Below are 13,189 nucleotides of genomic sequence, written 5' to 3'. Positions count from 1 at the left end.
GGCCTGGCATCGTGTGGTAATGATGCTGAGGGTTATTTGTGCATCTCCGCGATGTTGAAGATCTGCTCCAGCATGGGGTTAAACACATAGCCTTTGACCTCTTTATTGACGGCGACCTGATAGTTTTTCTGGAACAGATAGACATAAGCCGCCTCATCGATGACCCTTTTTTGCGCCGCCTGGTAATCCTGGGTACGCGCGGTCTGGTCGGTGGTTGAGACGGCTTTTTTCAGCAGCGCATCTACCTGCGGATTGCTATAGAACGAGCGGTTCCCCGGCAGCCCTTTTTTGTCGGATTCGAACCAGTAGTTCATGAACATATACGGATCGGCAAAATCGGGGCTCCAGTTACCGATGGCGATGTCGTAATCCCCTTTACCAATGCGCTCGCGCATGGTGGCGTTCGCCAGTTTCTCCAGCTTGACGCCTATCCCCAGTTTTTGCAGGTTTGCCTGCGTCGAGAGGGCAATAGGTTCCCAGTTAGGGTCGCTATCGGAATAGAGGAAGGTCAGCGATGACGGCTTGCTGGCAACTTTCTCTAATGCCGATTTGGCTTTGTCGAGGTCGAAACTGTACTGCATGGCGTTGGCGTCGTAACCCCACATCCCTTCCGGAATAGGCCCGCGCATCTGCTTGCCATTACCGCCGAGGATCCCTTTCACCATCCCCTGATAATCGGTCGCCCAGGATACCGCACGCCGCAGGTCAACCTGGTTCATCGGCGGTTTGCTGTTGTTCAGATACAGATAAGTAACCCGTAGCGCAGGGTAGTCATTGACCGCCACTTTGCCTTCTTTTTTCAGTGCCGCGAACTGATCCACCGGCAGGGCGTCGGCAATGTCCACATCACCTTTTGTGACCTGAAGGCGACGGGCTGCGCTTTCACCGATAATTTTTACGCTGACGCGTTTAAAGGCCGGGGCCGGGCCGCTGAAATGGGGGTTAGGGACGAGGATTAACTGCTGGCCTTTTTGCCAGCGTTGCAGTTTAAAAGCACCTGATCCGGCGGTATGCTCCGCCAGGTAACCCCTGGCGTCATCGGCAGCGTGTGCTTTCAATACCGTTGGGTTAATGATGGAAGCCCCGTCATTGGCGAGGGTGTGTAGGAACGGAGCGAACGGTTCACTGAGGGTAAAGCGCACCGTTGTCGGGTCGACCGCATCAATTTTCAGGCTCGCAGGAAAGGCTTCCGACGGGCCTTGCTTGATGCGTAACAGGCGTTCGAAGGAGAGTTTCACGGCTTCAGCGGTAACCGGTGTGCCGTCGTCAAATTGTGCGTTGTTGTGCAGGGTAAAGGTCCAGGTTTTACCGTCGTCAGAGGCCTGCCATTTTTCCGCCAGATCACCTTCGACATCGGTTGACCCTTTGCCGTCTTCGGTTTTGTATTTCACCAGACGCTGATAAGCCGGGTAAGTGACGGTCCAGTCGTTGTTATCAATGGTCACTGCCGGATCCAGGGTTTGCGGATCGGCGGCTTTGCCAATCACCAGCATATCTTTTGGAACGGCCGCTAAAGCCGGATGAGCAAAGGCTGCCAGGGCCGCAGCAAGCAGCAGAGGGCGAAAACGTAAAGAGGCTGTGTGGGTCTTGTTCATGGCTAAACTCCGTCGCGTTGGTCTGGAGAAATACAGGTGAATACATCATCAAGCAGCGGATAACCGGCCGCACCCGGCACTTCAAAATGCCACCATTCGCTGGTGATCCCGACAAAGCCGCCACCGAACATAATGGCGTTGAGCAACAGACGATTGCGCTGGGCAGTCAGGGGAACGTCCGGATGGTAAGGATGTGAAAGGACATCCATCTCATCAAAATCGGTGCCCATATCCAGCGGTTCACCTTGACCGTCCAGCAATGTGACGTCGATGGCGGTGCCACGACTGTGGTTCGAGCCGCGTGACAGCGGGACGACATATTCCTGATTAGGACAGGCCTCCCACAGATACGCCTGCGCCTGTTGCGGGCGATAGGCGTCCAGCACCAGTAGCGTCAATCCGGCTGCATCGGCAATCGCCAGACTTTTCTCCAGTGCCCTTGCGGCCTCTGGATGCAGCAGACAACGTGCTTCACTGTAAATCGCCCGACCGGTGATGTTATCGGTGGTGGCGTATTTCAGGTCTATCTTCAACCCGGGAAAGCGGGCGGCGATATCGACCAGTTGTTGTTCCTCACTCATCTCAACTTTCCTGTCTGATTAACGTTCAAACTGCCCAAATTCCTGCTGGAGCTGGCGATTGTGCGCAAGCCGTTCCGGGAGTGCCGGACCCAACTGTTCTACTACCGCCGACAGCAACAGATTGAAAAGACAACTCACCGGTGCGAGGGAATCCCAGAAATGACCGGTATCGGTTTTGACCTGTAATAAATCCAGTGGGTAATCGCGCGCCCACGGACACCAGATATCGGTGACCAGCGCCATTGGGATGTTGCGGGCCGCCGCCGCCTGACAAAACTGGCGTGCGGTGATGGAGTAGGCGCGCGTATCCGTCAGCACAATATAGGGATCGCGGTACTCAGAATTCAGCGCTTCCAGCCAGCTGCCGGAACTGCCGTCGGCGTAGATAACCCGCGGGCGCAGATATTCGAGATGGCTGAAGAAGGTATTGGCGATTCCGCGGGTCGACTGGATGCCGACCACGATAATGGCGTCAGCATGCGCAATTCGCTGGCTGATGCGAGTGAAGGTTTCCTGTGAAGCGAGATGGTAAACGTAGCGTATGGCATCCAGCTCCATCTGCAGCGAGAGGCTTTCCCGGTCAGGCTGGTGTTGCTGCTGCGCCCAGCTATCCAGCCTGTCGGTCACGCCCCAGTGGCGATACGGCGAGCTTGAATGCACTTTCAGGCTGTTTTTAACATCCTCGAGATTGCGGTAACCAAGCTTGCGTAAATAGCGCCCCACGGTGATGCCGCTGGTGCCGGTCGCCAGCGCAATGCTGTCGGCAGTCTCAAAGGGAATATGTTCCCGATGGCTCAGCAGCCAGGCGCCAATTCGTTTTTCACTTGGCGTAAGAAGGCTGAAAGCGGATTCAATTTTTCTGAACAGGTCTGCGTTATCGCTCATGGTCGCCTCGATGACAGCGTGCTCTCATACTTTCATGGCGTGTTACCTGAATAACAAAGCACGATGTATGCCATGTTGCCGGGGGCGCAGGAAAACGCGGTCTACAGCGAATGCGGTGTACTCAGGTGAAAGATAATCGTAGGCGGGGGCCAAAAAATGCACAAAAGCAGTGCAATGAAAGCGGATGGTGCATCACAAAAATAAAACATTAAATTAACATTTATGACACTCACATCTGATTATTGACCCTTAACACAGGACCAAAATATTCCGGCTCAGCACCCCGACAGCCGTCATCGGGGGCAGAGGCGTTGTGGTCCGTCGCAAGAAGCGCGACTGCCGTGATTTACTCTCTGGCGGCGCTCAGTGCGGCAGTACCGGCGCTGGTTTTAGGCAGTTGTCTGTGTTGCACACTGCGTGCGGCAAGCGGGGTGATGATCAGCGACAGTATCGACAGCGCGCCAATCACTAAATATCCAGAGGTCAGGTTCACGTGTTGCAACATGATGCCCATTAACACCGGACCGACAAACATGCCGCAGGAATAGATAGTCTGAAACAGCCCCATTCGTGTCGACTGTTCATCTTCGGCGGTGTTCACCACACTCAATGACATGGTGACGGCAAAGGCGGCCCCAAACGAAAAGCCAGCCATCGCCTGCCAGAGATAAATGATATACAGATTACTGGTATAGGGAATGGCGACGCTGGAGACTATCTGCATCACGACAGCAATCAGCGCGGTATTCAGCAGTCCGAGGCGGGAATAAAACACCGAACTACACAGCGCGATAGCCAGCGCATAAAACAGCAAATGAACATTGCTTAACAGGGTCAGGATGCCGGCTTTGCCGCCAAGCTGTTGAGCATAGATTGGCGTTAAGGTATCGCGGGTGGCATAGGGTACCAGTATTACGAGGGTCGCAAGTAAGCCAATCAACCAGACCGAGGGATCGGCCAGTTGTCGACGGGCACTTAAGATACAGGCACTCAATGTCGGTGCCCGCGTTGCATCATGCACATCCTTGATACGTATCGTCAGGATCAGTGCCATAAATGCGGAGATGCTTGAAACAAAATACCCTGCGCCATGGCCAAAAAAGTGGATCAGCGTGCCCCCGATACAGTTACCGAGAAAAACGCCCAGCGGCCCGGCAAGCGCCAGTAGCGCCACAGCCGCTGGCGCATCTTTGCGATCAAAGTAACGAATAAATAAGACGTTGTACAAAACCCATGTGGCCGCCGTCATCCCGTCAGCTGCTTTCGCGATATACAGGGTGACATAATTAGGTTCCAGCCACGCAATCGGCCAGGTGACCAGCGGTAACAGCAAGCTGAGCTGGATGAAAATCTTACGGCTCTTTACCACATCAGAGAGGATGCCGATCGGGAAGCGGACAAACAGCGTCGCCAGACCGCTGGCCCCCATAATTAATCCCACAACTTCGGGTTGCATACCGTCACTGATCAGCATCGGGGCCAGAAACGCATCAATGCTGTGAATACAGATGTAAAACAGAACGCTGATGCAGAAAAAAAGTCTGACGTCTGAACGACGAAGGAGTGCACGAAACATGGTGGTGAACCTCTTTTAATGAAGGGGGGATTACCCATCAAGTACGGCATTAACCGGGACCATCCGCTGTCGCAGACCGCATCTTACCGGTATCACTGACGGCATTTTTTAGTTCATTGCATACGAATGCAAGCAATGAAGTTATGAAAAGGTTTCCAAGTTGTAAAGGTTAAGTTTGTAAATGTGAAAAAAATAATTTTGTTTGTTGCATACGCATGCAAAGATGGTGTAAGTATAAAAAAAGACATTCCGCTGAGGACCAAAGACGCCAGTCTGGCGTTGCCCGGTGAGTCCGTTACACTGATATAACAAGAGGTTAGGGGACTTAAGCGTGATGGCTGAAATGTTAAAAAGGAACCGCGGCAATGAAACGTAAGACTTTTGGTCCGGTGACGTCGCAACAGGTTGCACAGATAGCGGGCGTGTCACAATCCGCTGTTTCAAGGACCTTTACCCCAGGGGCGAGTATCTCACCGGCGACGCGTGAAAAAGTGCTGAAAGCAGCACGCGAACTGGGGTATCGGCCTAACGCTATTGCCCGTTCGCTCAATACTGCACGTTCGCGGATTGTTGGGGTGGTGATGTCCTACTTCGACAACCAATTTTATCCGCAGGTGCTTGAGACGCTGGCGCAAAAACTGGATGAGCTTAATTACCATTTACTGCTGTTTGTCGGCGATCGTGACGGCAACGTCGACCGGATTTTTGACCAAATCATGCAGTATCGCGTCGACGGTATCGTGCTGGCGTCAGTCTCGCTGTCGATGGAATTATCGCAGGAGTGCGTGGCCGCAGGGATCCCGGTGGTGCTGTTTAATCGCAGCGAGGAGAGCGGCATGGTCTCCAGCGTGAATAGCGATAACGAAACGGCTGCCCGACAAATAGCCCACTTTTTGTTGGCCGGGGGGCATCATCGTTTTGCTTATGTCGCGGGGATTGCCGATTCGTCGGTGAACCAGGCGCGGCAGAAGGGTTTTACGGAAACCCTTCACCGCCAGGGCATTGCCTCTGTCCATGTGGTTCAGGGAAATTACGATGCAGAGCAAACCCGACGGGCAGCCAGCGAACTCTTCTCGGTATCACCCACGCCTGATGCCGTGTTCGCCGCAAACGATCATATGGCCCTGACGGTAATGGATGTTGCGCGCTACGAATTTGGTCTGCGCATCCCGGAAGATGTCTCGGTGATTGGCTATGACGATACCGGGCCTTCTGGCTGGCCTTCTTATGCGCTGACTTCAGCCTCGCAGCCCGTAGAAGCCATGGTTCAGGCAACGGTGGCGTTACTGATGAAACAGATTGATAGCGGAACGATTGAACCTGAGCAGGTGGTGGTGCCCGGACTGCTGGTGGTCCGTCACTCTGCCCGGCGCCCACAGGCGGGCGTGGTGGAAAAAGATGGCGTCTCGCTGTTCCAGTTGCAGGAGGTTGAATGAGCAGGTTACCGGGCTTCAGCCCACAGTTTGATTCTATCCAACAATTTATTTTGACTCTGACGCACGTGGTATGGGAGCAAAAGGATATTGGTCAGTTGGCCGACTTCTACGCCACCCCCGTCGTGTTTCAGACGCCGGAAAAGCGGCTCACCGACCTGTCGCAGTTTATGCGTTTAACGCTGGAAGCGATGCACAGTTTTCCGCAGCGTAAAGTCCTGACCGAAGACATTCTGTGTAGTCACTCTGCGCATAACGAATATTATGCAGCGCAGAGATCGCTGGCCTGTATTCAGCATTCGGGCGAAGGTTTTTATGGGTTACCCAGCGGTAACACCCTGTGGGTGCGTACATTTACCGACCGTATTTGTGCCGAAGGCGCGGTTCGCCAGGAATGGTTGTTACAGGACAGAGCGGCGATCATTAACCAGATTGGGCTCAATGTCCGGGAGTTCGCGTGCGAACTGGTGCGGACGCGTCAGGAAGCAGGCATCGAGATGCTGTCGGCAGAAGAACTGGATGCTCTCTGGGCTGGTGGCCCGGAAGGTGATGACGTTGAAGGCGCGCTGGCGGGGCTTGTGGAGCGCTATCTGTCGATGTGGGCGGGCGGCAACAGCGGTGTGGTGCCTGGGCTGTACCATCCGGCGGCGACGCTGCATGGGCCCGGACATGTGTTACGCACTGGCGAGCAGGATATCGGTGCCTTCCTGTCAGGCTATCGTGCTTCATTTGCCGATAGCGAAACGCAGCTTCATCATTTGATTGTTCGTCGTGATGCAAATGAACCCGTGAGACTCTCTTTACGCTGGTCGTTATTAACCTGGCATGATGGATATGGTCAATTTGGCGCACCGTCTCGTCGCCCAATATCGATTACCGGTATTAGCCAACTTGAATTACGCGACGGGTTAATCATACGTGAATATCTGGGGATCGATGAATTAGCTATCTGGTCGCAGATCTACAGTTAATCCAGGGGGAGAAACACTCCCCTTAAAATAAAGAATTTCGAAGCGATAAACCGTCTGTTTATTGCGGGAAGCATTTGTCTACATTTTTTTAATCAGCATTATCACCGCAATTAGGTGAGGCGTCACTGTAGCCGTAGTCTGTGTATATAAAACGATATTTCTGCTGCAACGGGGTGGGCATAAATAACGTGTACAGAATGCGACATAATATAAATGCAATGCAGGAGGTTATATGTCTTCAACTGAAACTACCCAAAAAGCACCGGCAGTCGCAGAAAAAAGTAATGTAAAATCCAGCCGTGATGAACCTGTATTACAGGTTGAGCGTCATGACTTTGTCGATCTGGTACCAGAAAAACGGCCACGTGCGCAATCACTTCGGGGCTTTGATGATTGCTATACCGATATTGTCGATTATATCGTGCGCTGTACCCATAAAATTTGGGACGAACGTGATGTCGGTTTAATTTATACCCACTATACCCACAACTGCGTGTTATATAACGCACTGGGGACAATGTATAACCGCGAGCAGGTTGTGCAAGATACTATTCAGCGCCTGGTTGCATTCCCGGACCGCCGTGGGATGGCGACCCAGGTTATCTGGAACGGGGATGATATTAACGGTTTTTATACCTCGCATCTGGTCACCGGTACCGGCCGCCATACCCAATACAGTCATCTGGGTAAACCGACCAATCGCACGTTTGTGACCCGGACAGTCGCCGACTGTATGATCTTCGAAAATAAAATCTATCGTGAGTGGCTGGTCAGCGACAATATGTCGATGATGCGCCAGTTAGGGCTTGATACCGATGCCGTGGCTTACGGGATGGCGAAGGAGCAATTTGATAAAGGCTTCCGCGTCACCGATATTGGCGAGAATCGCCGCCTGGTCGGCCAGTATCCTCCGGAAATGGCATGTGATGACTCTATCGCCCATACCGATATCGAAGCGCAATGTCTGCAATGGTTCCATGAAATTTATAACCGTCGCATGCTGGGTAAAATCAAGGACGTCTATGCCCCGAATGTGCAATGGCATGGTCCATTGATGAAGGAACTTTACGGCCAGGCCGCTGTGATTCATCAAACGCTGGCGCTGATTGGGATGATCCCGGATGGCGCATGGATCCCGCAGCACGTGTGCTCGAACCCTTGCGATGAAGGCGGCACCAAAGTGGCGATTCGCTGGATAATGGAAGGGCACCATCTTGGCTATGGCGAACTGGGTAAACCAACCGGCGAGCGACTGTTCGTGATGGGGATGTCCCATTACCACATTGTGAATGGCAAGATTGTGGATGAGTGGGTGATTTACGATCATCTGGCTCTGCTGGCGCAAATTAAACTGGGTCAGATGGAGGCCTGAACAATGAGTCGGATCAGTGATAACGAGGTCCAGTTTGTCAAGCGACCACAGGGACAGGATCTGCAAGCCGATCTTACGTTGAGTACAACCGTGCAGCAGATTATTGCGCAGGTTCGTGCCCGGGGCAATGAGGCGCTACGTGATTTCTCTGCAAAATTCGACCGTACCGTGCCGGAGGCGTTCGAGGTTTCCGCGCAGGAAATAGAGGAGGCGCTTGCCGGGATTGACCCGCAGACCCGTAAGGACAGCGAATTCGCTATTGCTCAGGTCAAACGGTTTGCGCAGGCACAACTGGCGACGATGCAGCCGCTTGAGATTGAAACGCTACCCGGTGTACACCTCGGTCATCGCATTATTCCCATTGAAACGGTAGGTTGCTATGTGCCGGGTGGACGCTACCCGATTCTGTCTGCGCCGATTATGTCAATCGTGCCTGCGGTGGTTGCCGGATGCGACAATATCATCGCCTGCTTACCGCCAGGCGCTCACTCTGCGATGATCGCCATTTGCCATCTGGCGGGTGCGCACCGTATTTTCAAAGTTGGGGGCGCTCAGGCTATTGCCGCGATGGCCTGGGGTACAGCGTCGATCCCGGCTGTCGATAAAATCGTGGGGCCTGGCAATGCGTTTGTGAATGAAGCGAAACGCCAGGTGTTTGGCAAAGTGGGTATCGATGCGCTTGCCGGGCCGAGCGAAATCTATATCGTCTCTGATGACAGTGCCGATCCGCGTATCCTGGCGGCCGATTTGCTGGCACAGGCAGAACATGATGTTCACACCCGTGTCGGCCTGGCCACTACCAGTGAGCGCGTTGCGCAGCAAACCCTGGCTGAAATTGAACGGCAGTTGCTGAACCTGCCAACGGCAGTCACTGCGGGTGAGGCCTGGAAACGGCAGGGCGAAATCGTGATTTGCAAAGATGAAGAGCAGCTGATTACCTGGGCCGATCATATCGCGACAGAGCACCTGCAGGTCCACACTCGCGACCCGCATGGCACCGCCAGTAAGATCCGTAATTATGGTTCGCTGTTCATTGGACAAAACGCCAGCGTGGTGTTTTCGGACAAATGCTGTGGCACCAATCATACGCTGCCAACCATGGCGGCAGCGCGTTACACCGGCGGACTTTGGGTCGGTGCTTATGTGAAGATTTGCACCCATCAATGGATAGATGACCACGGAGTTGCTGCCATTGCAGCACCTGCGGTGCGTCAGAGTCGAACCGAGGGGATGCAGGCGCATCGTCGCGCCGCTGAAATCCGCCTGGATCCTCAGGCAATAGATGAAATTACGGCGGGGCAAAAGGATTGACCTGAGCGACGGAAATGTGTTTTCCGCACAGGCATGCAAGGCCGCAATGACGTTATTGCGGCCTTGCAAACTGCAGACGAAAAAAAAGCTCGTACTTTCGTACGAGCTCTTCTTCAAATATGGCGGTGAGGGGGGGATTCGAACCCCCGATACGTTGCCGTATACACACTTTCCAGGCGTGCTCCTTCAGCCACTCGGACACCTCACCATATTGTCGTCCCAACGCTGCTGGGACGGGCGCTAATGTAGGGAAAAGCGTAACTTACGTCAATCAACTTTTTCAAAAAAACGTCCAATAAGACAAACTTCGTCCAACCTGCTTTCGTAATAACCGCGATTCGCTTTTTTTCTCAGCATTCGCCTTTCCGCCGACAGGCTGCAAAAATTTGCTATGCTGACAAACCAATATAAAACAACACGAAATCGACGCGCCGCAGACCTGCATAAGAAAGGCGCAGTATATAAAGGAGAGCAGTATGGAGATTATTTTTTACCATCCCACCTTCGACACCCAGTGGTGGATCGCCGCGCTGGAAAAACAACTGCCGGGCGCCCGCGTCCGTGAGTGGAAAAGCGGTGACAATGAGCCCGCCGATTACGCGCTGGTGTGGCACCCGCCGGTTGAAATGCTGCAAGGTCGTGAGCTGAAAGCCGTCTTTGCGCTGGGCGCAGGCGTCGATTCCATTCTCAGTAAGTTGCGAGAACACCCGGAGATGCTACCACTTTCCATTCCGCTGTTCCGCCTCGAAGACACCGGCATGGGCTTGCAGATGCAGGAGTACGCCGTCAGCCAGGTGCTGCACTGGTTCCGTCGCTTTGATGATTATCAGGCGCTCAAGCAGGAGACGCGCTGGGAGCCGCTGCCAGAATTTACCCGTGAAGAGTTCACTATTGGCATTATGGGCGCGGGTGTGCTCGGCAGTAAAGTGGCGGAAAGCCTTCTGGCCTGGGGATTCCCGGTGCGCGTCTGGAGCCGCAGCCATAAAGACTGGCCGAATGTGCAGAGCTTCGCGGGTGAAAGTGAAATGGGTGATTTCCTGCGTGAAACGCGCGTGCTGATTAACCTGCTGCCGAACACGGCGGAAACGGTCGGCATCATCAATCATGCGCTGCTCAATCAATTGCAGGATAAGAGCTATCTGCTGAACCTCGCACGCGGTGTACATGTCAATGAAGATGAACTGTTGCGCGCGCTGGAAAATGGCAAGTTAAAGGGTGCGATGCTCGACGTGTTCAGCCGTGAACCATTGCCGGTGGAAAGCCCGCTGTGGCGCCATCCTCGCGTGGCCATGACGCCGCACATTGCGGCGGTTACCCGACCGCAGGAAGCCATTGCCTATATCGGTAAAACCATCACCGGCCTGGAGCGCGGAGAGACGGTCACTAGGCAGGTCGACAGGGCCCGCGGATACTGAGTTCAACCCGGCAATGCCGGGTTTTTCGCTAATAAAGGCCGCCCATTCCTGCTATGCTTGGACATATAAAGAAAGAGGAGAATGTGATGTATCCTGTTGACCTGCATATGCACACCGTCGCCAGCACCCACGCTTACAGCACCCTTCATGACTATATCGCCGAAGCGAAACGTAAAGGGATCAAACTGTTTGCCATTACCGATCACGGTCCAGATATGGCCGATGCCCCGCACTATTGGCATTTCGTGAATATGCGTATCTGGCCGCGAATGGTTGATGGCGTGGGTATTCTGCGTGGGATCGAATCCAACATTAAAAACACGCTCGGCGAAATTGACTGCACCGGCCCAATGCTGACGTCGCTGGATTTCATCATTGCCGGTTTCCATGAGCCGGTTTTCCCGCCGCAGGATAAAGCCACGCACACCGAAGCGATGATTGCCGCTATCGCCAGCGGCAATGTCCACATGATTAGTCATCCGGGGAACCCGAAGTTTCCGATTGATATCAACGCCGTGGCGGAAGCGGCGGCGAAGCACCATGTCGCGCTGGAAATTAACAACTCCTCGTTTGTTTCATCTCGTCCGGGCAGCGAAGATAACTGTCGGGCCGTAGCCGCGGCGGTGCGTGACGCTGGGGGCTGGGTGGCGTTAGGTTCTGACTCCCACACCGCGTTTACGCTGGGCAATTTTACCGAATGCCGTAAGATTCTCGACGCTGTCGAGTTCCCGGAAGACCGTATTCTTAACGTTACGCCGCGCCGTTTCCTGGATTTCCTCGAATCGCGCGGCGTGCCGCCGATAGCCGAATTTGCTGAACTGTAATTCTCTGAATGGAATAATTGAATGAACGAGTTTTCAATCCTCTGCCGCGTTCTGGGCTCATTGTACTATCGCCAGCCGCAGGACCCGCTGCTGGTCCCGCTGTTTAACCTCATTCGTGATGGCAAACTGGCGGCGAGCTGGCCGCTGGAACAGGATGAGCTGCTGGAGCGCCTGCAAAAGAGCTGCGATATGCAACAAATCTCCGCAGACTACAATGCACTGTTTGTTGGCGACGAGTGCAGCGTTTCTCCGTACCGCAGCGCATGGGTTGAAGGCGCGACCGAGGCTGAAGTGCGCAGCTTCCTGTCCTCACGCGGCATGCCGCTGAGCGACACGCCTGCCGACCATATCGGCACGTTGTTGTTGGCGGCGTCCTGGCTGGAAGACAATTCCGCGGATGATGAAAGTGAAGCGGTCGATACGCTGTTCACGGACTATCTGCTGCCGTGGGTCGGGACATTCCTCGGGAAAGTTGAAGCGCACGCCACGACGCCATTCTGGCGCACGCAGTCGACTATCACTCGCGAGGCAATCTCAGCGATGTGGGATGAGATCGAAGAAAGTAGCGAACAGTGATATGTGATCTTAATCACATATAAAATGTAACGATACATCATCCGTTGCAAATTTTGTGCTCGTGATCTCATCTGGAAACCGCGTATCTGCTATGATGCGCGGCATGAACATACTTCTCTCTCTCGCACTGACAACAGGCATTCTCTCCGGACTCTGGGGATGGGTAGCCGTGTCTCTCGGCCTGCTCAGCTGGGCGGGTTTCCTCGGCTGTACCGCTTACTTTGCCTGTCCGCAAGGTGGGCTGAAAGGTCTCGCCATCGCAACCGCCACCGTCTTGAGCGGTGTGGTATGGGCGCTGGTGATTATCCATGGCAGCGCGCTGGCGCCGCATCTGGAAATCTTCGGCTATGTCATGACCGGTGTGGTGGCGTTCCTGATGTGCCTGCAGGCCAAACAGCTGTTGCTGTCTTTTGTGCCGGGCACGTTCATCGGGGCTTGTGCCACGTTTGCAGGGCAGGGCGACTGGAAGCTGGTGGTGCCGTCGCTGCTGGTAGGGCTGATATTTGGCTACGCGATGAAAAATAGCGGGTTATGGCTGGCAGCAAGAAGTGCCAGACGGCAGGCACCGGATAACGCCGTGAAGCAATAATCGTCGAACAAGAAACAAAAAAAGCGTAGCCTCGGGGCTACGCTTTTTTTGTCTGAACCAG

The 13,189-nt window shown here is 54.0% G+C and carries 12 protein-coding genes and 1 tRNA gene; 8 read left to right on the top strand and 5 right to left on the bottom strand.

Annotation, left to right across the window (positions count from 1 at the left end):
- Nucleotides 1-32: 32 nt before the first annotated feature.
- From MUU51_RS06050 to MUU51_RS06035, 4 genes are all read right to left on the bottom strand, one after another.
- On the bottom strand, nucleotides 33-1,595 hold the full coding sequence (locus MUU51_RS06050) for an ABC transporter substrate-binding protein (RefSeq protein WP_258967338.1): 1,563 nt from the start codon (nucleotides 1,593-1,595) through the stop codon (nucleotides 33-35).
- 2 nt (nucleotides 1,596-1,597) lie between these two features.
- Nucleotides 1,598-2,176: a D-alanyl-D-alanine dipeptidase gene (gene ddpX / locus MUU51_RS06045; protein ID WP_159775091.1), complete on the bottom strand. Its 579-nt coding sequence runs from the start codon at nucleotides 2,174-2,176 to the stop codon at nucleotides 1,598-1,600.
- An 18-nt stretch (nucleotides 2,177-2,194) separates the two neighbouring features.
- A complete protein-coding gene (locus MUU51_RS06040) occupies nucleotides 2,195-3,061 on the bottom strand; it encodes a MurR/RpiR family transcriptional regulator (protein WP_159775093.1) in 867 nt (288 codons plus the stop codon).
- A gap of 346 nt (nucleotides 3,062-3,407) precedes the next feature.
- Entirely contained in the window at nucleotides 3,408-4,637 is a 1,230-nt protein-coding gene (locus MUU51_RS06035) for an MFS transporter (protein WP_159775095.1), read from the bottom strand.
- 365 nt (nucleotides 4,638-5,002) lie between these two features.
- On the opposite strand from MUU51_RS06035, the gene MUU51_RS06030 reads away from it, so the two are divergent.
- From MUU51_RS06030 to hisD, 4 genes are all read left to right on the top strand, one after another.
- Complete coding sequence (locus MUU51_RS06030) at nucleotides 5,003-6,073, top strand: LacI family DNA-binding transcriptional regulator (protein ID WP_159775097.1); 1,071 nt, start codon at nucleotides 5,003-5,005, stop codon at nucleotides 6,071-6,073.
- On the top strand, nucleotides 6,070-7,041 hold the full coding sequence (locus MUU51_RS06025) for a nuclear transport factor 2 family protein (RefSeq protein ID WP_159775099.1): 972 nt from the start codon (nucleotides 6,070-6,072) through the stop codon (nucleotides 7,039-7,041). Before MUU51_RS06030 ends, MUU51_RS06025 begins: the two co-directional genes overlap by 4 nt.
- A gap of 232 nt (nucleotides 7,042-7,273) precedes the next feature.
- Nucleotides 7,274-8,413 carry a nuclear transport factor 2 family protein gene (locus MUU51_RS06020; protein WP_159775101.1) on the top strand — a complete coding sequence of 380 codons (1,140 nt, stop codon included), beginning with the start codon at nucleotides 7,274-7,276 and terminating at the stop codon, nucleotides 8,411-8,413.
- A gap of 3 nt (nucleotides 8,414-8,416) precedes the next feature.
- Nucleotides 8,417-9,724, top strand: coding sequence for a histidinol dehydrogenase (gene hisD / locus MUU51_RS06015; protein ID WP_258967337.1), 1,308 nt, complete (start codon nucleotides 8,417-8,419; stop codon nucleotides 9,722-9,724).
- A gap of 120 nt (nucleotides 9,725-9,844) precedes the next feature.
- On the opposite strand, the gene MUU51_RS06010 is transcribed toward hisD, so the two are convergent.
- A tRNA-Ser gene (locus MUU51_RS06010) sits at nucleotides 9,845-9,932 on the bottom strand.
- 268 nt (nucleotides 9,933-10,200) lie between these two features.
- Here MUU51_RS06010 and ghrA point away from each other — a divergent pair.
- The 4 genes from ghrA to MUU51_RS05990 all read left to right on the top strand — a co-directional run bounded on the left by ghrA (nucleotide 10,201) and on the right by MUU51_RS05990 (nucleotide 13,128).
- Complete coding sequence (gene ghrA, locus MUU51_RS06005) at nucleotides 10,201-11,139, top strand: glyoxylate/hydroxypyruvate reductase GhrA (protein ID WP_258967336.1); 939 nt, start codon at nucleotides 10,201-10,203, stop codon at nucleotides 11,137-11,139.
- Nucleotides 11,140-11,225: 86 nt separating this feature from the next.
- Nucleotides 11,226-11,963: a phosphatase gene (locus tag MUU51_RS06000; protein WP_258967335.1), complete on the top strand. Its 738-nt coding sequence runs from the start codon at nucleotides 11,226-11,228 to the stop codon at nucleotides 11,961-11,963.
- A gap of 21 nt (nucleotides 11,964-11,984) precedes the next feature.
- A complete protein-coding gene (locus MUU51_RS05995; RefSeq protein ID WP_159775109.1) occupies nucleotides 11,985-12,539 on the top strand; it encodes a TorD/DmsD family molecular chaperone in 555 nt (184 codons plus the stop codon).
- A gap of 103 nt (nucleotides 12,540-12,642) precedes the next feature.
- On the top strand, nucleotides 12,643-13,128 hold the full coding sequence (locus tag MUU51_RS05990; protein WP_258967334.1) for a DUF1097 domain-containing protein: 486 nt from the start codon (nucleotides 12,643-12,645) through the stop codon (nucleotides 13,126-13,128).
- Nucleotides 13,129-13,189: the final 61 nt, after the last annotated feature.

Source organism: Scandinavium manionii (genome assembly GCF_024764775.1).
Taxonomy (GTDB): domain Bacteria; phylum Pseudomonadota; class Gammaproteobacteria; order Enterobacterales; family Enterobacteriaceae; genus Scandinavium; species Scandinavium manionii.
Note: the sequence above shows the minus strand (reverse complement) of the source record. Positions and strands in the feature narration are given on the sequence as shown.